At 30.8% G+C, this 23,691-nt stretch carries 21 protein-coding genes and 1 pseudogene; all 22 read left to right on the forward strand.

Features of this window, described 5'->3' with window-relative positions:
* The first annotated feature begins 15 nt into the window (after nucleotides 1-15).
* Nucleotides 16-1,341: a UDP-glucose dehydrogenase family protein gene (locus tag LCI24_RS14915; protein WP_274641089.1), complete on the forward strand. Its 1,326-nt coding sequence runs from the start codon at nucleotides 16-18 to the stop codon at nucleotides 1,339-1,341.
* The gene (locus LCI24_RS14920; RefSeq protein ID WP_274641090.1) at nucleotides 1,341-2,357 is read left to right on the forward strand and encodes an NAD-dependent epimerase; all 1,017 of its coding nucleotides are present in this window, start codon (nucleotides 1,341-1,343) and stop codon (nucleotides 2,355-2,357) included. The genes LCI24_RS14915 and LCI24_RS14920 overlap by 1 nt, the downstream gene beginning before the upstream one ends.
* A 1-nt stretch (nucleotide 2,358) precedes the next feature.
* Nucleotides 2,359-4,803 (forward strand): SLBB domain-containing protein, encoded by a 2,445-nt coding sequence (locus tag LCI24_RS14925; protein ID WP_274641091.1) that lies wholly within the window; start codon nucleotides 2,359-2,361, stop codon nucleotides 4,801-4,803.
* 13 nt (nucleotides 4,804-4,816) lie between these two features.
* The gene (locus LCI24_RS14930) at nucleotides 4,817-5,908 is read left to right on the forward strand and encodes a Wzz/FepE/Etk N-terminal domain-containing protein (protein WP_274641092.1); all 1,092 of its coding nucleotides are present in this window, start codon (nucleotides 4,817-4,819) and stop codon (nucleotides 5,906-5,908) included.
* 46 nt (nucleotides 5,909-5,954) lie between these two features.
* Nucleotides 5,955-7,226 carry a nucleotide sugar dehydrogenase gene (locus LCI24_RS14935; RefSeq protein WP_274641093.1) on the forward strand — a complete coding sequence of 424 codons (1,272 nt, stop codon included), beginning with the start codon at nucleotides 5,955-5,957 and terminating at the stop codon, nucleotides 7,224-7,226.
* Between the two features lie 442 nt (nucleotides 7,227-7,668).
* Complete coding sequence (rfbB, locus tag LCI24_RS14940; RefSeq protein ID WP_274641094.1) at nucleotides 7,669-8,715, forward strand: dTDP-glucose 4,6-dehydratase; 1,047 nt, start codon at nucleotides 7,669-7,671, stop codon at nucleotides 8,713-8,715.
* A gap of 7 nt (nucleotides 8,716-8,722) precedes the next feature.
* On the forward strand, nucleotides 8,723-9,592 hold the full coding sequence (gene rfbA / locus LCI24_RS14945) for a glucose-1-phosphate thymidylyltransferase RfbA (protein WP_274641095.1): 870 nt from the start codon (nucleotides 8,723-8,725) through the stop codon (nucleotides 9,590-9,592).
* 11 nt (nucleotides 9,593-9,603) lie between these two features.
* Nucleotides 9,604-11,046, forward strand: coding sequence for a lipopolysaccharide biosynthesis protein (locus LCI24_RS14950; RefSeq protein WP_274641096.1), 1,443 nt, complete (start codon nucleotides 9,604-9,606; stop codon nucleotides 11,044-11,046).
* A 1-nt stretch (nucleotide 11,047) separates the two neighbouring features.
* On the forward strand, nucleotides 11,048-12,127 hold the full coding sequence (locus LCI24_RS14955) for a DegT/DnrJ/EryC1/StrS family aminotransferase (RefSeq protein ID WP_274641097.1): 1,080 nt from the start codon (nucleotides 11,048-11,050) through the stop codon (nucleotides 12,125-12,127).
* On the forward strand, nucleotides 12,128-12,829 hold the full coding sequence (locus LCI24_RS14960) for a WbqC family protein (RefSeq protein WP_274641098.1): 702 nt from the start codon (nucleotides 12,128-12,130) through the stop codon (nucleotides 12,827-12,829).
* Nucleotides 12,829-14,106: an ATP-grasp domain-containing protein gene (locus LCI24_RS14965; RefSeq protein ID WP_274641099.1), complete on the forward strand. Its 1,278-nt coding sequence runs from the start codon at nucleotides 12,829-12,831 to the stop codon at nucleotides 14,104-14,106. Before LCI24_RS14960 ends, LCI24_RS14965 begins: the two co-directional genes overlap by 1 nt.
* Nucleotides 14,107-14,111: 5 nt before the next feature.
* The gene (locus LCI24_RS14970) at nucleotides 14,112-15,227 is read left to right on the forward strand and encodes a polysaccharide pyruvyl transferase family protein (RefSeq protein ID WP_274641100.1); all 1,116 of its coding nucleotides are present in this window, start codon (nucleotides 14,112-14,114) and stop codon (nucleotides 15,225-15,227) included.
* Nucleotides 15,220-16,107 (forward strand): glycosyltransferase, encoded by an 888-nt coding sequence (locus LCI24_RS14975; RefSeq protein ID WP_274641101.1) that lies wholly within the window; start codon nucleotides 15,220-15,222, stop codon nucleotides 16,105-16,107. Before LCI24_RS14970 ends, LCI24_RS14975 begins: the two co-directional genes overlap by 8 nt.
* Nucleotides 16,107-17,318, forward strand: coding sequence for an O-antigen ligase family protein (locus LCI24_RS14980; RefSeq protein ID WP_274641102.1), 1,212 nt, complete (start codon nucleotides 16,107-16,109; stop codon nucleotides 17,316-17,318). Before LCI24_RS14975 ends, LCI24_RS14980 begins: the two co-directional genes overlap by 1 nt.
* Nucleotides 17,308-18,117, forward strand: a complete 810-nt coding sequence (locus LCI24_RS14985; RefSeq protein WP_274641103.1) for a hypothetical protein — start codon at nucleotides 17,308-17,310, stop codon at nucleotides 18,115-18,117. Before LCI24_RS14980 ends, LCI24_RS14985 begins: the two co-directional genes overlap by 11 nt.
* 55 nt (nucleotides 18,118-18,172) lie before the next feature.
* Nucleotides 18,173-19,249, forward strand: coding sequence for a glycosyltransferase family 4 protein (locus tag LCI24_RS14990; RefSeq protein WP_274641104.1), 1,077 nt, complete (start codon nucleotides 18,173-18,175; stop codon nucleotides 19,247-19,249).
* Nucleotides 19,249-20,445 (forward strand): glycosyltransferase family 4 protein, encoded by a 1,197-nt coding sequence (locus LCI24_RS14995; protein WP_274641105.1) that lies wholly within the window; start codon nucleotides 19,249-19,251, stop codon nucleotides 20,443-20,445. The genes LCI24_RS14990 and LCI24_RS14995 overlap by 1 nt, the downstream gene beginning before the upstream one ends.
* Before the next feature lie 3 nt (nucleotides 20,446-20,448).
* The gene (locus LCI24_RS15000; RefSeq protein WP_274641106.1) at nucleotides 20,449-21,054 is read left to right on the forward strand and encodes a sugar transferase; all 606 of its coding nucleotides are present in this window, start codon (nucleotides 20,449-20,451) and stop codon (nucleotides 21,052-21,054) included.
* Nucleotides 21,055-21,058: 4 nt separating this feature from the next.
* The gene (locus tag LCI24_RS15005) at nucleotides 21,059-21,685 is read left to right on the forward strand and encodes an acetyltransferase (RefSeq protein ID WP_274641107.1); all 627 of its coding nucleotides are present in this window, start codon (nucleotides 21,059-21,061) and stop codon (nucleotides 21,683-21,685) included.
* A 3-nt stretch (nucleotides 21,686-21,688) separates the two neighbouring features.
* Complete coding sequence (locus tag LCI24_RS15010) at nucleotides 21,689-22,825, forward strand: DegT/DnrJ/EryC1/StrS family aminotransferase (protein ID WP_274641108.1); 1,137 nt, start codon at nucleotides 21,689-21,691, stop codon at nucleotides 22,823-22,825.
* A 66-nt stretch (nucleotides 22,826-22,891) separates the two neighbouring features.
* Complete coding sequence (gene rfbC / locus LCI24_RS15015; RefSeq protein ID WP_274641109.1) at nucleotides 22,892-23,446, forward strand: dTDP-4-dehydrorhamnose 3,5-epimerase; 555 nt, start codon at nucleotides 22,892-22,894, stop codon at nucleotides 23,444-23,446.
* Between the two features lie 38 nt (nucleotides 23,447-23,484).
* Nucleotides 23,485-23,688: pseudogene (locus tag LCI24_RS15020) on the forward strand (GDP-mannose 4,6-dehydratase); the annotation flags it as partial.
* Between the last annotated feature and the right edge of the window lie 3 nt (nucleotides 23,689-23,691).

A 23,691-nucleotide genomic window follows, 5' to 3' on the forward strand; every position in this document is an offset into this window, starting at 1 on the left:
AAACAGTAAAAAGAAATGAAGGTAACTGTTATTGGAACAGGATATGTAGGGTTAGTGTCGGGAACTTGTTTTTCAGAAATGGGGAATAAGGTGACTTGTGTTGATATTAATCAAGAAAAAATAAATAAACTTCATCAAGGAATTATTCCTATCTACGAACCAGGTTTAGAAAAAATGGTGTTAAAAAATGTAGAAAAGCAGAATCTATTCTTTACTACTAAATTAGAAGAAGCAATCGAAGAATCTGAAATTGTTTTTATAGCAGTTGGAACTCCAATGGGTGAAGATGGATCAGCTGATTTACAATATGTGTTAGCAGTAGCTAAAGAGATTGGTCAGAAGATGAATGACAGATTGATTGTTGTTGATAAATCTACTGTACCAATAGGAACAGCGGATAAAGTAAAAGCGACAATACAAGGAGAATTAGATAAAAGAAACGCAACGATTAAATTTGATGTAGTGTCGAATCCTGAATTTTTAAAAGAAGGAGATGCAATCAATGATTTTATGAAACCTGATAGAGTGGTAATAGGAGCAGAATCTGATTACGCTTTTGACAAAATGCGTGAATTGTATACGCCTTTTACGATGTCGCATGAACGTTTTATTGCTATGGATGTTCGCTCAGCGGAAATGACTAAGTATGCAGCAAATGCAATGCTAGCAACAAAAATATCATTCATGAATGAAATGGCAAATATTTGTGAGCGAGTAGGAGCTGATGTAAATAATGTTAGAGCAGGAATTGGCTCAGATTCAAGAATTGGTTATAGTTTTATTTACCCTGGAGCAGGATATGGAGGGTCTTGTTTCCCTAAGGATGTAAAAGCACTGAAGAAAATAGCGGAAGAAAACGGGTATGATGCACAGTTAATTAAGTCGGTAGAAGACGTGAACAACCGTCAGAAGTTTGTGATAGCTGATAAAGTCATCAATAAATTTGGCGAAGATTTATCAGGGAAAACATTTGGTCTTTGGGGGTTAGCGTTCAAGCCAGGAACGGATGATATGCGTGAAGCACCAGCAATTTATGTAGTAAAAGAACTAGTAAAAAGAGGGGCTAAAGTACAAGCATATGATCCTAAGGCTATGGAAGAGGCACAGCACTTTTATTTAAAAGATGTAGAGAATATTGATTATAAAAATGCAAAATACGAGGTGCTAGATAATGCGGATGCGTTGATCTTACTGACGGAATGGAAAGAGTTCCGTTCTCCAGATTTCTCTGAGATTGAAAAACAACTGAAAACACCAGTTATTTTTGATGGAAGAAATCAATATACTACCTATGGATTGGAAGAAAAAGGATTTGAATATTATCAAATAGGAAAAAACTAATGAAAATTTTAGTTACAGGAGCAGCAGGCTTTATTGGATTTCATTTAAGTCAAAAACTATTAGAATTAGGACACGTAGTTGTAGGAATAGATAATATCAACGATTATTATGATGTCAATTTAAAATATGCTCGATTAAAAGAGTTAGGAGTTGAAAGAAAAAGCGTTGAGGTATACTACAAAGAAATAATTAGTAGTACTAATGAAAAATTCAAGTTTATCAGACTAAACTTAGAAGATAAAAAAGAATTGTTTCAGTTATTTACTATTGAGAGCTTTGATGTTGTATGTAATCTAGCAGCACAAGCTGGGGTTCGTTATAGTATTGAAAACCCTGATGCATATATTCAAAGTAACATTGTTGGTTTCCTGAATATTTTAGAATGTTGTAGACATCATGAGATTAAACATTTAGTATATGCAAGTAGTTCAAGCGTTTATGGAATAAATAAAAATGTGCCTTTTTCAGAAGAAGATATAGTTGATAACCCTGTAAGTTTGTATGCTGCAACAAAAAAGAGTAACGAATTGATGGCACATACTTACAGTCATTTATATAAAATACCAACAACAGGATTACGTTTTTTTACAGTATACGGACCATGGGGAAGACCAGATATGGCACCGATACTATTTGCCGATGCCATTTCAAATGATCGTCCAATCAAAGTGTTTAATAATGGAGATATGGAGCGCGATTTTACTTATATAGATGATATTGTAGAAGGAGTAAAAAGAGTAATTGAGAAGCCTGTTGAAGAAAGAGACTTGTATAAAATCTACAACATAGGGAATAATGATTCTATAAAGTTGCTAGATTTTATTACTCAGATTGAAATGAGTATAGAAAAAGAAGCTACCAAAGAAATGTTACCCATGCAGATGGGAGATGTGAAAAAAACTTGGGCAAATGTTGAGGGATTAATTAAAGATTATAATTATAGTCCTAATACAAGTTTAAGTACAGGAATAAAAGAGTTTATTAATTGGTTTAAAGATTTTTACATTGAAAGTTAAAATGTTATTTAAAAGAGTTTTACTGCAAATATTTCTAGCTACTTTTTTGGTGTTAGCTAGTACTGAGGGACAAGCCCAAAATATTCAGAATCAAATGAGTCAAATTGAAGTTGATGATTTATCTGATGAGCAAGTAGCTAAATATTGGGAAAAAATAAAACAAGAAGGATACACTTTAGATCAAGCTTTAGCAATAGCAAAAACTAGAGGAATGTCCGAATTACAAGCTCAAAAGCTTAGAGAAAGAATAGAGACGCTTAAAAATAAACCATTAAATAAAGAGGAGGAAAGTCAAGATGATAGTTTAGAAGAAGGTGATAGTACCCAACTTCTTTTTGGATTAACAGGAGAAGAAAAAAAAGAAGAAAAAGAGGAAGAACTCTTTGGGTATGGTTTTTTTAATAATCCAAATATTTCGTTTACACCAAATTTAAATATAGCTACCCCAGAAAACTACATAATAGGTACGGGAGATGTTATTTCAATTGATCTTTGGGGAGCCGCAGAGGTAAATTATGAGAAAAAAGTAAACAAACAGGGAGCAATAAATGTGGAAGGTGTTGGTTATATTCAATTAATTGGATTACCAGTTAGTGCTGCAAAATCTAAAATTAAAAATTATTTAAAAAGAATCTATGCGGGAATAGGAGCTTCTTCAAATAGTTATAATAAGGTTAATATTGCTGTTTCTATAAAAGAAGTAAGAAATGTACAAGTAAATATTGTAGGAGAAGTAAAGGTTCCTGGATCATATTCAGTTAGTGCTTTATCCACAGTATTAAATGCCTTGTATGCAGCAGGAGGACCAACAAAGAATGGTACTTTTAGAAGAATTCAACTTTTTAGAAGAGGGGTGAAGGAAGCTGATTTTGATTTTTATCAGTTTCTAGTTAATGGTTCAGAAGAAGGAAATATAACGGTTCAAGATCAAGATGTCATAATAGTAAGACCATATGAAAGTAAAATTACTATTGAAGGAGCTATTAAAAGACCGGGTATTTTTGAGATGAAAACAGAAGAAAGTGTAAAAGATTTATTAAATTATTGTAGTGGCTTCACCTCAAATGCGTATAGACAAAAAATTGTCATAGAGAGAATTAAAGGGGTTCAAAAAGAGATTGTGGAGGTTTCACAAGATAATTTTGATTCAGTGAAAATAAAAGATGGAGATTATATCAAAGTAAACGAAATAGTAGATGAGTTCTTGAATAGAGTAAGTGTTGGAGGGGCTGTTTTTCAACCCGGTAACTACGAATATAAAGAAGGAATGACGGCTTCTAATTTGTTGTTAAAAGCTGAAGGGGTGACTAAAGAAGCTTTTTTAGATAGAGGGATTATTGTAAGAACACACGATAAAAGTGATAAGGAAACATTATCTTTCTCTCCGAGAAAAGCAATGGAAAATAGAGAGCATATACTATTAAAAGAAAGTGATAGTATTTATATTTTTACAAAAGAAGAATTAAAAGAGAAAGAGTTTATTACTATTAATGGAGCAGTGAATAAAGAAGGAGAGTTTGATTTCATGAAAGGAATGCGTGTTGAGGATTTAATAGTGTTGGCAGGAGGATTGAAAGATGGAGCGGATGCAAGTATGATTGATGTATCTAGAAGATTGAAAGATGGAAGTTTTGAAACTGTTAGTGAAAACTTTGATTTAAGAGCAAGTAAGAATCTAGGTACTGATCATTTAAATGATTTTGTGTTAAAACCATTTGATATTGTTTCTGTAAGATATTTAAAAGGGTATACTGAACAAAAAAGAGTAACTATTACAGGAGAAGTTAATTTTGAAGGAGAGTATTCAATCGGTCAAAAAAATCAAAGAATTTCTGATTTAATTGAACAAGCTGGAGGTTTAACAAAATATGCTTATGAAGAAGGTGCCTTTTTAACCAGAAAGAATAACGAAGAGGAAGATGAAAAGCAATCAGATTTTATAGCTGACTTTGCCCAAAGAGATTCTTTATCGGGCAATGTTGAAGAACGTATAAAAAAGAAGAAAGATTTTAAGATTGGAATAGAATTACAAAAAATATTAGCTTCGGGAGGAAAAAAATCAAAGTATGATATAATTTTAGAAGAAGGAGATGAGTTATTTATCCCCTCTGAAAGACAAACGGTAAAGGTTGAAGGAGAGGTTTTGTCACCATCATTGGTTAGATATGAAAAAGGTAAGTCATTCAAACATTATATAGAAAATTCCGGAGGCTTTTCTGATAATGCAAAAAAGAGTAGAGCATATGTAGTGTATGCAAATGGAGATATAAAAACAACCAAAAGGTTTTTGTTTTTTAAATCATACCCAGATATAAAACCAGGCTCAGTTATTTTAGTGCCCAAAAAACCAGAGGTAACAAATAAAGTTACAACTCAACAAGTGATAGCTATAACTACTGGTTTGGCTACCTTAGGAGTATTGGTGAAATCATTGACAGATAAATAACTTTATAAAAGATATGGAAAATAAAGTTAAAAAAGATTCTCAAGAGGATATAGATTTATTAGAGTTATTTAATACCATATGGGAGGCTCGAAAAACAGTTGTCAAATTCCTTGTCGTTTTTGGATTATTAGGGGTGTTCATAGCAGTTTTTTCGGCTAAAGAATATACGGCATCTACAATAGTAGTACCGCAAATAGGAGGCTCAAAAGTCGGGGGAAATTTAGGAGGTTTAGCAGCAATGGCAGGAATCAATTTAGGTGGAGGAGCTACAGAAGGTATCCCTCCTACTTTATATCCCAAGATCGCAGAAAGTGTCCCTTTTCAGAGAGAACTTTCACAAGCATTCTTAAAATTTTCAAATATCGAAAAGGAGGTAACTTATCAAGAGTACTATGATAAATACACAAAATTTAATTTACTTGCCGCTATTAAAGAATATACCATAGGTTTACCAGGGAAGATTATCAAGCTTTTAAAAAGTGATAAAGGAGCTGTTGTTACAGAGGTAAGTAACGATTCAATCTACCGAATTACTAAAAATGAACATAAGTTATTTAAGAAAATTCAAGAACAATTAATAATTGAAAACAATATGAAAGATGGTTTTGTTAAAATATCGTTTTCAATGCCAGAACCTTTAGCTGCTGCTCAAATGACAAAAAAAGCGCAAACGATCTTGCAAAAAGCCATCACAAACTTTAAAATAGAAAAAGCCCAACAAGAATTGAATTTTATGCAGCAGCGTTATAATGAAGTCAAATTAGATTTTGAAAAAAAACAAGCTAGATTGGCTAGTTATAGAGATAGAAATCAGGGGTTAATTACCTCACGTTCTCAAACGTATCTAAAAGGAATAGAATCGGAGTATAATTTAGCGTTCAGTTTGTACTCTGAACTAGCAAAGCAATTAGAGACTCAAAAAATTAAAGTTAAGGAGAATACACCAGTGTTTACTGTTATAGAGCCTGTGAGTGTGCCAGTAGGTAAATCGAAACCCAAAAGAGGAATGATTATTGTAGTTTGGGTGTTTTTTGGGGCTGTTTTAAGCTTGTTTTTTATTTTAGGTAAAAAATGGATTAGTAATTTGAATACTGGCGGAAAATAAGCGTAAGATTTGAAAAAGATAGTATATAACTTATCAAATAATTAAAATGAATAAAAAAATATGTGTGGTTGGGCTTGGTTATGTAGGATTACCTTTAGCACACGCATTTGCAGCAAAGAAATTTAAAGTTGTAGGTTTCGATATTAATGAAAGAAGAATAAATGAATTAAAGTTAGATTATGATAGAACTTTGGAGGTGGAAAAAAATCAGTTAGATGATATTAAAGAATGTATAAAATATACATCAAACATAAAGGAAACCATAGATTGTTCAATTTTTATAGTAACAGTTCCTACGCCGATTGATAGTAACAATCGTCCTGACTTAACACCTCTAATAAACTCTTCTGGACTAGTAGCAAGTGTTTTAAAGAAAGGAGATATTGTGATTTATGAATCAACTGTTTATCCTGGAGTAACTGAAGAAGTATGTGTACCAGAACTTGAAAAGTATTCAAAGTTAAAGTTTAATGAAGATTTTTTCTGTGGTTATAGCCCTGAAAGGATAAACCCAGGAGATAAAGAGCATACAGTAACAAAAATACTTAAAGTAACTTCGGGGTCAACGCCAGAAGTGGCTACTGAAGTTGATGAACTATACAAGTCAATAATTGTAGCAGGTACACACAAAGCGTCAAGTATTAAAGTAGCAGAGGCAAGTAAAGTTATCGAAAATACCCAAAGAGATGTTAATATAGCTTTAATTAATGAACTTGCATTGATTTTTGATGCAATGAAAATTGATACAAATGAAGTTTTAGAAGCTGCAGCAACAAAATGGAACTTTATAAAACTATCACCAGGCCTTGTGGGGGGACATTGCATAGGTGTAGATCCTTATTATTTAACATTTAAAGCAGAAGAATTAGGATACAAACCAAACCTTATTTTAGATGCTCGACAAATTAATAATGGAATGGGAAAATACATTGCTGAGAATACGGTAAAAGTAATGATAGCCAATGATAAGAAGATTAATAAATCAGATGTTTTGGTTTTAGGACTAACCTTTAAGGAAGATTGTCCAGATATGAGAAACACAAAGGTTGTAGATATTATAAAAGAATTACAGACTTATGGATGTAATGTAGACGTGTATGATCCTTGGGTAGAACCTAGTGGAAATAATAGTAATTATAATTACGAGGTAATTGAAAATCCCTTTAAGTCAATAAAAAAATATGATTCTATAATTGTTGCAGTTGCTCATAAACAGTTTAAGGAGTTAACTGAAGATGATTATAAAAAAATATCAAAAGAGAGCCCTGTTATTATGGATATAAAAGGAATTGTAAAGAATCCAAATTGGAGGTTGTAAACGAAAAATTTTATATTCATAGGATATAAGATAGGGGTAATTGTTTTTTGAGAAAACTGATACATTATGTTGGATTTTGTAATATAGGAAAGTAAGGTGTATCTTAGAGAAAACACAAAGTTTCAGGTTAATTAGAATTTAAAGTATGTGAGTTCATTAATTTTTATCAATTGATGAAACGACCTCACCAAAAACAATTCAAGAATAGACCGCGTATATATCGTTTTATTATAATAAATAGAGAAGAAACTAGATTTAATGTATTACAAACGAAAAGTTATTAAAGAGGCCATAAAAGCAATTGGGTTTGGCTTGCAATAAGAAAGATAATCGATCGAAATTGTACAGGATATATGTAATGTCAAGGTAATAAAAGGACCAATAAGGTCTTAATGCTATAAAAGTGAGTTAACAGTATATATAAATTAAGAGGCAAAAAGGAATGAAGCATTTATTAATCACCGGAGGAGCAGGTTTTATAGGGAGTCATGTTGTAAGACGTTTTGTAAAACAATACCCAAATTATCATATTTATAATTTGGATGCTTTAACTTATGCAGGTAATTTAGAGAATTTAAGAGATATAGAGGAATCTCCAAACTATACTTTTTTACATGGTGATATTACAGATGAAACTTTTGTTGACAAAATTTTTACAAGGTACAAGTTTGATGGGGTTATTCACTTAGCAGCAGAATCACATGTAGATCGTTCAATTACTGACCCGTTGGCTTTTGCGAAAACGAATATTTTAGGGACAATGATTTTGTTAAATGCATTTAAAAACTTATGGCAAAATAATTGGGAGGATAAACGTTTTTACCATGTAAGTACAGATGAAGTGTATGGCTCATTAGGAGAAACAGGCTTGTTTAAAGAAAGTACTTCATACGATCCCAATTCTCCTTATTCAGCTTCTAAAGCAAGTTCAGACCATTTTGTAAGAGCATATGGGGAAACCTATGGTATGCCATTTGTAATTTCTAATTGTTCTAATAATTATGGACCCAATCATTTTCCAGAGAAGTTAATTCCTCTATTTATCAATAACATTATTAATAAGAAGCCATTGCCTGTGTATGGCGATGGAAATTACACAAGAGATTGGTTGTATGTTATAGATCATGCGATAGCGATTGATTTGGTATTCCACAAAGGTATAAATCATGAAACCTATAATATTGGCGGTTTTAATGAGTGGAAAAATATCGATTTAGTAAAACTACTTTGCAAACAAATGGATGAGAAACTGGGAAGGTTAGAAGGAGAAAGTGAAAAACTAATTACCTATGTTAAAGACCGTCCAGGACACGATTTACGATATGCAATTGATGCTTCTAAAATAAACGAAGAACTGGGTTGGTTTCCAACAGTTACATTTGAAGAAGGCTTAGCAAAAACAATTGATTGGTTTTTAAAAAACAAAGAATGGATGGAAAATGTAACAAGTGGAGTATACCAAGAGTATTATCAAAAACAATATAAATAAAAAAAGGATGAAAGGAATAATATTAGCAGGAGGTTCAGGAACAAGGTTGCACCCATTAACTTTAGCAGTTAGTAAGCAATTACTACCTATTTATGATAAACCAATGATTTATTACCCTTTGTCGGTATTAATGCTAGCGGGGATAAAAGAAATTTTAATTATTTCGACGCCTCACGATTTGCCAAATTTTAAGCGTTTATTAGGAGATGGTTCCCAGTTAGGAATTGCGTTGAGTTATGCAGAGCAACCAAGTCCTGATGGTTTGGCACAAGCTTTTATTATAGGGGAAGATTTTATTGGAGATGAAGATGTTTGTTTAGTGTTGGGAGATAATATTTTTTACGGAGCAGGTTTACAAAAATTATTAAGTGAAGCTGTACAGACGGTAAAAGATGAGCAAAAAGCAGTTGTTTTTGGTAATTATGTAAACGATCCAGAACGTTATGGCGTAGCTGAATTTGATGCCGATCAAAATGTGATAAGTATAGAAGAAAAGCCAAAAGAACCAAAATCGAATTTTGCGGTGGTTGGTTTGTACTTTTATCCAAACTCTGTAATTAATATAGCAAAGAAAGTAAAACCTTCTCATCGAGGGGAGTTAGAAATTACTTCAGTAAATCAAGCCTATTTAGGGCGAGAAGAACTTAAAATGCAAATTTTAAGTAGGGGATTTGCATGGTTAGACACTGGAACCCATGAAGCCTTAACCGAAGCTACTGAGTTTGTAAAAGCGGTAGAAAAACGTACAGGGCTTAAAATAGCTTGTTTAGAGGAGATTGCATTACACTACAAATGGATTACAAGAACACAATTACAACAACAAGTAGAAGGCATGAAAGGTGATTACTTTGAGTACCTGAAACGAATTTGTAAATAGTAGCACATTTAATGACTAGTTCTTTAAAAAAGAAGACTTTCGCTGGATTCTTATGGACATTCCTCGATGTTTTTGTAATAAGAGGAAGTGTTTTTATTGCAATGATTGTTTTGGCACGATTATTAGGGCCAGAAGATTTTGGTTTGGTAGGTATGATAGCTGTATTTATTGCTATTGGGAAGTCATTGACTGATAGTGGTATGTCGCATTCGTTAATTCGTGCAACTAGACCGGGGCAAAAAGATTTTTCAACAGTTTTTTATATAAACTTAGTTATGAGTCTTATTGTATATGCATTAATATACATCTTAGCCCCATTTATTGCAGACTTCTTTGGATATCAAGTGTTAATAAATCTTGTACGAACTTACTGCGTTATCTTTATTATAATAGCTTTTTCTGCTGTGCAATTAGCCATATTAACCCGGAACATGAAGTTTAGAGCTATTGCTTTATATAATATTCCAAGTAACCTTATAGGGGTTTTAATAGGAATTAGCTTAGGGTATTTAGGGTATGGAGTATGGAGTATTATATGGATGTATTTAGCGATAGAGATTGTAAGAACTATACTGTTATGGGTTTTTTCCGATTGGAAACCTAAGCTTATATTTTCATGGAGGAAATTCAGAGAGCATTATGGTTTTGGGTATAAATTAATGTTGTCAGGATTACTAAATACACTTTTTCAGAATATTTATAATGTATTAATAGGGAAGTTTTACTCTGCTCAATCTTTAGGGTATTATGAACGTTCTAAGCAATTTACAACTTATCCTTCATCAACTTTAACAGGGGTAATCTCTAAGGTAACTTATCCCATGCTTTCTAGTATAATAAATGATAAAGAACGTTTAGAAAAAACATACCGTAATTTATTAAAAAGCTCATTTTTTATTATTGCACCCATAATGTTAGCAACAGCAGCTGTGGCAGAACCCTTATTTATATTAGTTTTGGGTGAAGAATGGCTGCCTGCAGTTATTTACTTTCAGATTTTAAGTTTAGCCATGATGCTTCATCCAGTACATTCGTTTAATTTAAATATTCTAAAAGTATTTGGAAGAAGTGATTTATTTTTAAAAATAGAAGTTATAAAAAAAATAATTACTGTTTTAGTTGTTTTAGTTGCTTTTCAGTTTGGTGTTATAGGATTAGTTTGGAGTAGTGTATTTACTTCATTTTCATCTTTGTATGTAAATATGCATTATTCAAGCAATTTAATTAACTATCCGGTCAAGCAACAAATTATCGATTTGGCAATAACACTCTTAATAACCTTAGGCATTGCAGTTTTGATAAACTTATTAGTACAAGCAATGGAAGATTTTCATACCATATACCAAATAATAATACCTATAGGGGTTGGAACTTTATGCTATTTAAGTATAAATTATATATATAAGTCGAGTCCTATCCATACCATTATAAACCTTATAAAGAATAGAAAATAATATGATTCCTGTAACCAAACCCTTTTTACCTCCTAAAAAAGAGTATTCAACCTTATTAGATAAGGTATGGAGTTCACAGTGGTTGACCAATATGGGGCCGCTATCAAAAAAACTTGAAGCAGAAATAGCAAATTATCTTCAAGTAAAAGAAACACTTTTTGTAACCAATGGCACAATAGCCTTACAAATGGCGTTAAAAGCTTTAGATGTTACAGCTGAGGTTATTACAACACCATTTTCTTTTATAGCAACAACAAGTAGTGTTGTGTGGGAAGGTTGTAAACCTGTTTTTGTAGATATTGATGAGCAAAGTTTTAATATAGATGCCAATAAAATTGAAGCAGCCATTACGCCTAATACACAGGCAATTTTGGCAACACATGTTTATGGTAACCCGTGTGATGTTGAAAAAATACAGGTTATTGCAGATAAGTATAAATTAAAAGTAATTTATGATGCTGCGCATGCCTTTGGAGTAAAGGTAGGTGGGAAATCGATATTTGGATATGGAGATGTTAGTACTTGTAGTTTACACGCCACAAAATTATACCATAGTATAGAAGGAGGCTTGGTGTTTGCAAATAATGAGCAAGTATTTAGAAAATTAGCATCTATGCGTAACTTTGGTTTTGCAGGCCCAGAGGCATTTTCAGAGTTAGGGATAAATGGAAAAAATTCAGAATTTCATGCAGCAATGGGGCTCGTTAATTTGAAATATATTGAAGATATACATAAAAAACGAAAAACGTTAACTGAGTTGTATGATGAAAAATTGCTTGGAACAACAAAAATAACAAAGCCTATATGGCATCAACAAGCCAATTTAAATTATGCCTATTACCCTATATTGTTAGCTACAGAAGCACATTTATTAAAGGTATTAGAAAACCTAAACAAAAATAATATCCAAGCACGACGTTATTTTTACCCATCTTTGGCCAATAGTACGCCCTATTTGCCTAAACAAAATTTTAGCATAACAGACAGTGTAGCAAAACGCGTACTGTGTTTACCTTTGTACTATGATTTAACAGCGGTAGAGGTAAATAAGATTATAGCAACCATATTAAATAGTTTGTAAATGAAAGTAGCGATAATGCAACCTTATATTTTCCCCTATTTAGGATATTTTCAATTAATAAAATCGGTTGATGTATTTGTTTTTTATGATGATGTAAACTTTATTAAAAGAGGATGGGTAAATAGAAACAAAATATTAGTTAATAATAAAGAAAAATTGATAAGTTTCCCTTGTATAGCGGCGAGTCAAAATAAATTAATTAATGAGGTGACAGTAGACCTAAACGATAAACAGTATGTAAAATTATTACAAACTATAAAGCAAGCTTATGTTAAGGCTCCTTATTACTCTCAGGTGTACCCAGTTATAGAGGAGGTTTTTTTTAGCTCGGCTACAACTATAGCAGAACTGGCTATAATAAGTATAAAAGCAATAACAGCGTATTTAAATTTAGATACTATCTTTTATAATTCTTCTGCATCATTCTCAAGTTCTAAAGGGGTTGATAAGGCAGACCGCTTAATTACTATAACAAAACAATTAGGTGCAGATACATATATAAACGCAATTGGAGGAACAGAGATTTATACAAAAGATTATTTTAAAGAAAATAAAGTGAGCTTGTATTTTTTAGAACCAGAATTATTCAATTATAAACAGTTTAATGAAGAGTGTATTAAAGGGCTTTCCATTATAGATATACTAATGTTTAATGATAAAGAACAAGTAAATGAAATGTTAAAAAATTATGATTTAGTATAATGAAGAAAAATATATTGATATATCCTTGTGGGACAGATAATGCTATAGAAATATATGAGTCACTAAAGTATAGTGTTCATTTAAATGTTTATGGAGGAAACTCTAAAAATAGTATTGCTGATTTAATTTATGAAAATGATATTATAAGAATACCTAACATTAATGAGAATGAGTTTATAGAACAATTAAATGAAGTGATTCGGAAGTATGATATAAAATTGATATTTCCCACACATGATGATGTAGTCTATTTCTTTTCTCAGAATAAAAATAAAATCAATACTCAATTAGTTGGGGCAGGTACTTTAATTAATGAAGTTTCAAGACATAAAAGTAAAACCTATAATTTTTTTAAAGAAAATGATTTTGTTCCTAAAGTATATCATGACTTAAGCGAAATAAAATCATTTCCTGTTTTTTGTAAACCAGATAAAGGGCACGGAAGCATTGGTGCTTTTAAAATAAATACGGAGTCTGAATTAAAAGATACATTTTTTAGTACCAATGTAATAACCGAGTTTTTGCCAGGAGCAGAATATACGGTAGATTGTTTTTCAGATAAAAAAAATAATTTATTATATGCCTTCCCTAGAAAGCGTCATTTAATACGCAATGGTGTTTCACATATCAATATAGAGCCAGAACAAGGGGTAATTGACAAATGTTTTGAAATAGGAAAAGAAATTAATCAAAAATTAAATTTCAAAGGACTTTGGTTTTTTCAAGTAAAACAAGATAAAAATGGAAACCTTAAGTTACTGGAGGTTTGTCCGAGAATGGCAACAACGATGGCTTTTGATAGATATAAAGGTGTAAACCTACCTTTATTGTCTGTTTTTGCATATTTAGATATGGATGTTGAAATCAACGTTATTCATGAAAATATAGAGCTATATCGATACTCTTTAACCAAAGCAAGGTATAGATTTGAGTATGAAAATGTATATATTGATTTTGATGATACTATTATTATAAATGGAAAGGTTTGTATTGATGCAATTGCATTTATATATCAGGCAAAAAATCAAAATAAAAAAGTCTATTTGATAACCAAGCATGAGTTTGACTTAAAAGAAACTTTAAACAAATATCATATATCATCTCATTTATTTGATGAAATCATTCATTTAAATATGGATGATTTAAAATACAATTTTATGACAAAGCCTTCATCTATTTTTATAGATAATTTCTATAAAGAAAGAAAAGAGGTCTTTGAAAATACCCAGATACCAGTTTTTGATGTGGATGGTATTAAATCTTTAATTAAAAATTAATAACGATGAAAATAGCATTTTTCTCATTTGCAGATATAGATAATTTTGGTGATATTCTTTTTTCACATATTTTCAAAATGGAGTTAGAAAAGAGAGTTAACAATTTATCTATTGATTTTTATACGCCTACAGATTATAGTGTGGAAGGTATTGATTATATAGCTTATACGAGAGAAAAAATTGAAAAAGGGAAATATGATGCACTGATTGTTTTTGGGGGAGAAGTAATTCATTTGTTTGATGAAAGAACTTGGAAACCTATTTATAAGAAGAACAATCAAATGTTAGAAACTGAACTACCTTCGGATGTAATTTTTGATTGGACTGATATGTCTGAACCTTTTAAAGCTTGGATATCAGTAGGTGTTAGACCCATTGAGAACGAAGCGGATTACAATAAGATACAAAAAGCAATAGAAGATTTAGATTATGTATCGGCTAGAGGAAATTTGTCCAAAAAAATATTAGAAAATCAAAAACTTCAGGTTAATAATTCAAAAATTGAAATAACACCTGATATGGGCTGGTTATTTCCTAACCTGTTGGATTATACCAATACAAGAAATACATTTTATAAAAAATATATTAAGGAAGAGAAATACTTGGTTTTTCAGATTAATAATATTACTAAAGAAGAAGCCAAAGAAATTGCAGATTATTTATATGAGTTTTATGAAAAAGAAGGACTAAAAATAGTTTTATTACCTGTTATTAGACCCTGGGAAGATTATAAATATCTTAACATGATTTATGATGAATATCCTTCTCACTTTTTGCTTTTAGATAACAATTTATCAATTTTGGAAATTGCTGATATATTGATTCATGCAGATTTGGTATTAACATCTTCTTTGCATGCAAATATTACGGCCCTGTCTGCCGGTATTCCTGGTGGAATAATAAACAAATGGCAAGGAACTAAATTACAAGATCTGTATGGACATCAATTTAGGTTGAACATGTTAAAACATAACTTATCCGAAATACCAAGTTTGCTTCAAGATTTGGAAAAAGAAAAACAAACGCAATCACTGAAATTATACGCGGAATTTATGAAGCAATCTCTTGTTATTGTTTTTGATAATCTAATAGAGAACATGAAAAATAAAAGAAATGGATAATATTGTTGTATCGATTTGTTGTATTACATATAATCACGCATCTTTTATAAGAGAATGTTTAGATGGTTTTTTAATGCAAGAATGTGAATTTGGTTTTGAGGTACTGATTCATGATGATGCTTCTACTGATGGTACAGCAGATATCATCCGAGAGTATCAAGAAAAATATCCTTATATTATTAAGCCTGTTATTCAAAAGGAAAATCAATATTCAAAAGGAGTAAGAAACATTAATTCAAAATATAATTTTTCTAGGGCAAAAGGAAGATATATTGCTATGTGCGAAGGAGATGATTATTGGACAGACCCTCATAAATTACAAAAGCAAGTAAACTTCATGGAAGGGCATTTGGACGTTGTACTAACATTTCATGATAGAAGTATCATAAATGATAAAGATGAAGTTAAAGAGGTTAAATTGTTTAATATAAAAGATACTGACAAAACTATAGTTAAAAATATTATACATCAATTTACGCCTACATTGACCATGATGTTTAAGACATCTGCTCTACAAGACTATTTTAACATTAACTTAGTAAAGGCGAAAGTATTTGGAGGAGATGCATTTTTAAGAGCTTATTTATCAACAAAAGGAAAAATAGTGTATTTAAATTTTAATGGAGCAGTATACAGAATGCATGGAGGAGGTGTTCACAATTCACTAAGCTTAATTTCTAAAAAAGAAAAGGCAATAGAAACAAGATTGTCTGTAATAAAATATATTGAAGGAGTCAACAAAAGAGATGTTTATAAATCTATCCTGAAATTTTGTTTTGTGATTATGAGAGACTCGTTAAAAGAAAGTCAGTATGGTGTTTGTTTTAAATATTTAATTAAAACAATAAATTTTAGTTTTAAATATATATTTATAATTTAATGATAACTAATTTAAAGATAAGACTACAAAATTATTATATTATAATAATTATAGTTGGTTTTCTAGCATCTAGTATAATACCTTCTATTTTTGGTATTGGTATTAATTTAAATATAATATATAGAGCTTGTATCGTTTTTTTCTCTTCTATGATTATATTAATTAATTTATCTTCATTATCTTTAAAAAAACAATTTTTATTACTCCTGCTTTTTCTGTTATTGTATTTATTATCAGTTGTTTTTGACTTATATATAAATCAAATTAGGCTTTGGCCTACAAGAACTCCATTATATTATTTACAGTATTTAATAGGAGCTGTAATTTTTCCTGTTTTAGCATTAGTAAGTATAGATTATAAGGTTATAAATTTCGACTTTATTCTTAATGGTATTTATATTATACTATTTATTTTGTTATTGTTATCTATAAATTTAAGAATAGAATCATCTAGCGGAGGAAGAGATGTGGGGGATTTGGATATAGGAGTTTTATTATATGGACAATATGGTGCTACAATGTGTATACTTTCTATGTATCAGTTTTTTACAACAAGTAGAGTACTAACGAAGTTACTTTATAGTATTGGCTATTTAGTAGGTTTTTTAGCTATTTTTATATCAGCGAGTCGTAGTCCTTTGCTTGCATTGTTTTTGGTTACTATAGTATTTGTTTTAACAAGAACAGGAAAAACAAAAGCACTTTTTTTTATAAGTTTTTTAGGCTTACTTATCTACTTTTTTTTCATAGATATCTTATCTTTTATTGGAACTTATATTAATAGTAATTTTTTAGATCGTATAATTTATGCCTTAGAAGGAGTAAGTACAGGTCGACAATCATTATTTCAAACTGCATTTATGGAGTTTGTAGATGCTCCATTTCTTGGGAGTGCTTTTTTAATTCAAACAGGAAATGCAGTTGGTATATATCCTCATAATTTAATAATAGAGGCTTTTATGGCTTTGGGGTTTATAGGAGGAACTCTGTTTTTAATAATAATATTAAAAAATATAAAAAAAGTATTTATAATATTAAATGCCAAAAGTGATAAATATGTTTGGATAGGACTTTTATACTTACAGTTTTTAATATTTGGTATGTTTTCTGGAAGTTTATATACGAGTGATTTCTTTTGGGTATATACAGTACTTATAGTAGGAGTTTCTATAAAGAAAGATAATTTAAAAATAAGTAAAAATGAAAACTAAGCTTATTTTTATTATGTTGTTGTATTCTATATGTTTTTTTTCGCAAGACATGAATGAGTTTTCTCTTGTGCTTCAAGAAGGGAGATATAAAGAAAAAACAATAAATAGAATAGCGAATGTTATTAATACAAAGAAGTATTATTTTATAGGAAAGTACTACATAGATAGAAAAAATGAAGGAATTATAAATTTAAAAGACTTAGAAGTAGGTTTAAATAGAATAGTTCCAAAGGATACGGAAGGATTTTTGGTTTTAGATCTTGAAAATAAGCTATATCATGATTTAAAAAAAGATACTACTTCTACTTTATTTAAAAAAGCAGAAGTGGCTTTTATAGATATGATAAAGTACGTCAAAAAACACAGACCTAAAATTAAAATTTCAGTTTACGGAATCCCTTTTACAACCTATTGGGACAAAGTGAAAACGAAAAAATACTATAAAATAGTTAGTAACTTAGACTTTATTTCACCTCATTTGTATATATATTATCCCAATGAACAATTTAAAAAAGAAAAGAATATTTTATATTTAAAAAAGAACTTATCATTGTTTTTAGATTATAAAAAAAAATTAGGTGTTGAGGTCTATCCTTTTATATGGTACAAAATACACCCCTCTAACAAGAAATATAAAGGTAAAATATTATCTAGTAATGAAATAAATGATATTCTTAAAGTTATAAGAAATGAAAACTATGAAGCCTGTAAAGTTAATGGAGTTTTATGGTGGGAGCCCATGTTACGAAAACCTTTTGATATTGATGGAAAACTAATTTCAACCTTTATTATAAACTAACATGCTACTACATATTACAAATGATTTTTCAGGGTCAAAAGTTTACAAAAGTTTAATGAAACAGCTTGATCAATTAGAACTTCCTCAAGCTATATATACAGCCGTAAGGAGAGAGGATTTAATAGGGAAAAATCATATAGATTTTAAACAAACAAGCTCAAGTATTATTTATCGTAATATTTTAAAAAAAACTGATAAACTTCGATACTTTCACAAGATTAATAAAGTTACTGAAGATGTAGAAGCTTATGTAGATTTAACCAAAATAACGTTGATTCACGCACACACATGGTATAGTGATGGCGGCGTAGCTTATGAACTATATAAAAAACATAATATTCCCTATATAATAACCGTAAGGAATACCGATTTAAATTTGTTTTATAAATATGGGTATCACTTACGTAAACGAGCAAAAAATATTATTGAAAATGCCAGTAAGGTGTTTTTTATCTCTCCGAGTTATCATAAGCGTTTTTTTAATTTAAAACCCTTTGTAAACAAAAAAGTGCTTATTGAAAAAAGTGAGGTAATCCCTAATGGGATCGATGATTTTTGGATAAAAAATTATAAAGCTCCAAAGCAGAACCCCCAGAAACTACCCGTTGTTTTGTATATAGGTAAATTTGCTAAAGGAAAAAATGTGCTAAAATTAATAAATGCAATAACGATCCTTAATGCTATTGGTGTTCCTTGTCAATTAAACTTAGTAGGAGGGGGTGGAAGTGAAGAAAAAAAAATATTAGAAAAAGTTAAACGTAGTGAGTCTATTAACTTTCAGGGAAAGATTACCGATAAAAAATTACTTCAACAGCAGTTTACGAAAGCAGATATTTTTGCCATGCCTTCTAAAGGAGAAACCTTTGGATTAGTTTATATAGAGGCAATTTCTCAAGGCTTACCTATAATATACACACAAAAAGAAGGAATAGATGGGTATTATGAAAATATAGGAGTGGCAGTAGAGCCCAATAACGAGGAAAGTATAATAAATGCGGTTAAACAAATACTTGAAAATTATAACCCGTTACAGAATTTAGAGGCAGAGATAACAGCTAATCATGATTGGTCTAATATTGCTAAAAAACATAAGGAAATATATGCTAATATTACAAAAAATAATAAGAAATAATGCACATTTTATATATACACCAATATTTTAAAATACCAAGTGAGCCAGGAGGGACGCGTTCATACTGGGTAGCAAAACGCTTTATAGAAGAAGGGCATAAGGTAACGATGCTTACAACCTCTTCTAGTATTCAGGAAAAAATTGTGCATAAAACAATTGATGGCGTCGAGGTAATCTATCTAAAAGTACCCTATAATCAGAATATGTCTATCATGGCACGTGTAAAATCATTCGTCAATTTTATGATAAAATCGACACGTTTAGCATTAAAAGTAAAAAATGTCGATTTAGCACTTGCTACTTCAACTCCTTTAACGGTAGGTTTTCCCGCCTTAGTATTAAAGAAGTTACGAAAAATTCCTTTTATTTTTGAAGTACGAGATTTATGGCCAGAAGTACCCATCCAAATGGGAGGGCTAAATAACAAGCTGCTTCAAAAATTAGCAGTTAGTTTTGAAAAAAGTATTTACAAAAATGCCAAGCATATTGTAGCTTTATCTCCAGGTATGGCAGCGGGGGTACTCAAATATGAACCTAAGGAAAAAGTTAGTATGATTCCTAATATGGCTAAAATAGATGCCTTTTGGCCAAGAGAGAAAAACGAACAATTGCAAACGGAGTTAGGGCTTCGAACAGACAGTTTTAAATTAATCCACTTCGGGGCATTGGGTATAGCTAATGGAGCAATGAGCATAATAAGAGGAGCAGAGGAGCTAAAAGAAGATACCAGTATTGAATTTATTTTTATAGGTGGAGGTTCTACAGAAGAAGAATTAAAGAACTATTGTCAAAAACATCAATTAAAACAAGTACATTTTTTAGGAAGGTTTCCAATGGAAGAAACCTCAGAGATTGTTAACCTCTGTGATGTATCGATGGTTAGCTTTAAAGACTTACCAATACTCTATACCAATTCACCTAATAAACTATTTGATTCTCTATCAGCAGGTAAACCTATTATCGTAAATTCTGCGGGATGGACAAAAGATATGGTGGAGAAGCATAATTGCGGATTTTATGTCAATCCTAATGTGGCACAAGAACTAGTTGATAAAATTTTGTTGTTAAAAAGAAATCCAGAAATAGTGAAAGAAATGGGACGAAAATCTCGAACTTTGGCTGAAACAGTTTATGATAAATCTATTTTATGTAAACAATTTGTGGAAACAGTTGAAAATACATATAAAAATCTTTAAGTTATGTATAAAAACTATATCAAACGTATCTTAGATTTTATTGTAGCTTTTTTAGGATTACTGATTTTAAGTCCTATTTTTTTTATAGTTACTATTGGACTATTTTTAGCAAATCAAGGAAAACCATTTTTCTTTCAAAAACGTCCAGGAAAAAATCAAAAGATTTTTAAAATCATCAAGTTTAAATCAATGAATGATAAAACAGATGAAAATGGAAACCTTTTGCCTGATGCAGACCGCTTAACAAAAATGGGAAGCTTTGTTCGTAAAACATCTTTAGATGAGATTCCACAACTACTAAATGTGTTAAGAGGAGACATGTCGATTATTGGCCCTAGACCATTAAGAACTTATTATTTACCTTTGTATAGTAAGGAGCAAAAAAACAGGCATAATGTTCGTCCAGGAATTACGGGATGGGCTCAAGTAAATGGTAGAAATGCAATTTCATGGACTAAAAAGTTTGAATTGGATGTGTACTATGTTAATAACATTAGCTTTGGTCTAGATTTAAAAATATTTTTTCTTACTGTTAAAAAGGTTTTTGTAAGAGAAGGAATTAATCAAGAAGGTAAAGTGACTGTGGATAAGTTTAATGGTACTAATTAGAGGTATGGAAAATTGTATAATAGTTGGGGCTGGTACGTATGGGGAAGTATATGCTGAGTACTTAAAAGAAGAATATAATATATTAGGTTTTATAGACGACAACCCTAACATAGTCAAAAATAAAGGGCTTAATGTTTTGGGAGACTTTAACTTCCTGTTGAACAACATAGAGAGATCAACTAATGTATTTATCCCTATAGGAAATAATGAAGTCCGTTATAATCTTTTAAATAAAGTAATTAAAGCCGGGTTTAAAACACCTAGTTTTATTCATAGAAACACCAATATACATGCTTCAGTAGAAATTGGAAAGTGTGTTTATATTTTATCAGGCGTGAATATTATGCCTTTAACTAAACTTAAAGATTTTGTGTTAATAAGTATGGGGGTTAATATCGCTCATCATGCAGTCATTGATGAAGGCTGTTTTATTTCTCAAGGTTCTAATATAGGAGCTTCGGTTTATATGGAAAAAAAAGTCTTTTGCGGAATAGCTTCAACAATTATGACAGGAGTAAAAAATGTAGGAGAGAACTCTTTAATAGGGGCTGGAGCAGTTATAATCAGAGATGTGCCTGATAACGCTGTAGTTGTAGGAAACCCTGGAAAAGTGATAAAATACAATAAATAAGTTATGTTAGAAAAAATATGGTTATCCTCTCCACACATGGGAGGTAGCGAACAAAAATATGTACAAGAAGCTTTTGACACCAATTGGGTAGCTCCATTAGGACCCAATGTAAATGGTTTTGAACAAGATTTAGAAGGGTATGTTGGAGAAAACTCAAAAGTAGCTTGTTTAGCTTCTGGTACTTCTGCTTTACATTTAGCCCTAATATTAGCTGGAGTAAGCAATGGAGATGAGGTGTTGTGTCAAAGTATGACCTTTTCCGCTTCTGCAAACCCAATAACGTACCAAGGGGCTATTCCTGTCTTTGTAGATAGTGAAGAAGAAACTTGGAATATGTGTCCAAAAGCGTTAGAGGAAGCTATCAAAGAAGGTATGGCTAAGGGGAAAAAACCAAAAGCAATCATAGTGGTACATTTATATGGGATGCCTGCTAAAATGGATGAAATTGTAGCGATTTCTAAAAAATACGGTATAACCTTAATAGAAGATGCGGCGGAAGCATTAGGTTCAACCTACAAAGGACAAAAATGTGGTACGTTTGGTGATTTCGGAATTTTATCATTTAACGGAAATAAAATAATCACAACTTCTGGTGGAGGTGCTCTGGTATGTAAGAATGAAGAAGATAAACAAAAAGTCATTTTTTTAGCAACCCAAGCACGTGATAATACCCCTCATTACCAACATTCACACATAGGATATAACTATCGTATGAGTAATATTGTGGCAGGTATAGGTCGTGGTCAAATGGAGGTGTTAGATAAACACATTGGTTTTAGAAGAGCTAATAATCAGTTTTATCAAGAAGTATTCAAAAATGTAGATGGAATAAGAGTTTTAACAGAACCAACATCAGAATATTTCTCTAATCACTGGTTAAGTGCTGTAGTTATAGAGGAAAGTATAACGGGTTTTTCAAGAGAAGAGCTACGTTTAGCTTTAGAAAAAGAGAATATTGAATCTCGTCCCTTATGGAAACCAATGCATTTACAACCTGTTTTTAAAGATTGCAAATATTACGGAGCTAACATCTCAGAAAAATTGTTTGAAGAAGGATTATGTTTACCATCAGGTTCCAATCTCATAGACGAAGATAGAGTACGAATAAAAGGAGCGATTCAAAAACTAATAAACTTATAATTCTGAATTCAGGTTTTCCTGAGCCTTAATTTTTCAATACATTAGTATAATATCAAAAAAGCTATCATGATTTTTAAACAAACAGATATTCCTGAAGTTGTAGTTATTGAGCCCAAGGTTTTTGGAGATCAAAGAGGGTATTTTTTTGAATCTTTTAATCAAAAAGAGTTTGAAGAAAATATTGGACGAATAAATTTTGTTCAGGATAACGAATCCAAATCAGTTTTTGGAGCATTACGAGGATTACATTTTCAGAAGCCTCCATTTGCACAAGCTAAGTTAGTGAGATGTATTCAGGGTAAGATATTAGATATTACGGTTGATATTCGAAAGAACTCACCTACTTATGGGGGATGTTTTTCAGTAGAGTTATCCGAAGAAAATAAAAAACAATTATTTATACCGAGGGGATTTGCACATGGATTTGTAACTTTATCTAAAGAAGCTATTTTTGCATATAAAGTGGATAATTGGTATGCACCAGAATACGACTCTGGAATTATTTGGAATGATCCTACTTTGAATATTGATTGGAAAATTAATTCAGAAGAGGTAATACTTTCTCCAAAAGACCAACAACTTTTAACTTTTAAAGAGCTAGAAACTCCATTTATTTATTAGTAGCTTTGAAAAGTTTATATAGTAAATTTTTATGAGGAACATATGTAACTAATAGAGTTAGACATGATTATAGGTATGCTATAGATTCATCAAAACTCAAAAATGAATTAGGCTGGGAACCGTCTTTACAATTCGAGGAAGGAATAGAAAAAACAGTAAAATGATATTTGGAAAATAATGAATGGATTGACCATATAACAAGTGGAGAGTACCAAAAATATTATAAAGAAATGTATGAATAATAA

Origin of the sequence: Tenacibaculum larymnensis, assembly GCF_028829235.1 — a bacterium.
GTDB classification, from domain to species: Bacteria; Bacteroidota; Bacteroidia; order Flavobacteriales; family Flavobacteriaceae; genus Polaribacter; species Polaribacter larymnensis.

Coding starts and splice junctions, on each gene's coding strand:
- LCI24_RS14925 (WP_274641091.1), top strand. CDS start 2,359: ATGTTATTTAAAAGAGTTTTACTGCAAATATTTCTAGCTACTTTTTTG.
- LCI24_RS14995 (WP_274641105.1), top strand. CDS start 19,249: ATGCACATTTTATATATACACCAATATTTTAAAATACCAAGTGAGCCA.
- LCI24_RS14970 (WP_274641100.1), top strand. CDS start 14,112: ATGAAAATAGCATTTTTCTCATTTGCAGATATAGATAATTTTGGTGAT.
- rfbB (WP_274641094.1), top strand. CDS start 7,669: ATGAAGCATTTATTAATCACCGGAGGAGCAGGTTTTATAGGGAGTCAT.
- LCI24_RS15010 (WP_274641108.1), top strand. CDS start 21,689: ATGTTAGAAAAAATATGGTTATCCTCTCCACACATGGGAGGTAGCGAA.
- LCI24_RS14915 (WP_274641089.1), top strand. CDS start 16: ATGAAGGTAACTGTTATTGGAACAGGATATGTAGGGTTAGTGTCGGGA.
- LCI24_RS14950 (WP_274641096.1), top strand. CDS start 9,604: ATGACTAGTTCTTTAAAAAAGAAGACTTTCGCTGGATTCTTATGGACA.
- LCI24_RS14980 (WP_274641102.1), top strand. CDS start 16,107: ATGATAACTAATTTAAAGATAAGACTACAAAATTATTATATTATAATA.
- LCI24_RS14960 (WP_274641098.1), top strand. CDS start 12,128: ATGAAAGTAGCGATAATGCAACCTTATATTTTCCCCTATTTAGGATAT.
- LCI24_RS15000 (WP_274641106.1), top strand. CDS start 20,449: ATGTATAAAAACTATATCAAACGTATCTTAGATTTTATTGTAGCTTTT.
- LCI24_RS14935 (WP_274641093.1), top strand. CDS start 5,955: ATGAATAAAAAAATATGTGTGGTTGGGCTTGGTTATGTAGGATTACCT.
- LCI24_RS14985 (WP_274641103.1), top strand. CDS start 17,308: ATGAAAACTAAGCTTATTTTTATTATGTTGTTGTATTCTATATGTTTT.
- rfbC (WP_274641109.1), top strand. CDS start 22,892: ATGATTTTTAAACAAACAGATATTCCTGAAGTTGTAGTTATTGAGCCC.
- LCI24_RS14930 (WP_274641092.1), top strand. CDS start 4,817: ATGGAAAATAAAGTTAAAAAAGATTCTCAAGAGGATATAGATTTATTA.
- LCI24_RS14920 (WP_274641090.1), top strand. CDS start 1,341: ATGAAAATTTTAGTTACAGGAGCAGCAGGCTTTATTGGATTTCATTTA.
- rfbA (WP_274641095.1), top strand. CDS start 8,723: ATGAAAGGAATAATATTAGCAGGAGGTTCAGGAACAAGGTTGCACCCA.
- LCI24_RS14955 (WP_274641097.1), top strand. CDS start 11,048: ATGATTCCTGTAACCAAACCCTTTTTACCTCCTAAAAAAGAGTATTCA.
- LCI24_RS15005 (WP_274641107.1), top strand. CDS start 21,059: ATGGAAAATTGTATAATAGTTGGGGCTGGTACGTATGGGGAAGTATAT.
- LCI24_RS14965 (WP_274641099.1), top strand. CDS start 12,829: ATGAAGAAAAATATATTGATATATCCTTGTGGGACAGATAATGCTATA.
- LCI24_RS14975 (WP_274641101.1), top strand. CDS start 15,220: ATGGATAATATTGTTGTATCGATTTGTTGTATTACATATAATCACGCA.
- LCI24_RS14990 (WP_274641104.1), top strand. CDS start 18,173: ATGAAACAGCTTGATCAATTAGAACTTCCTCAAGCTATATATACAGCC.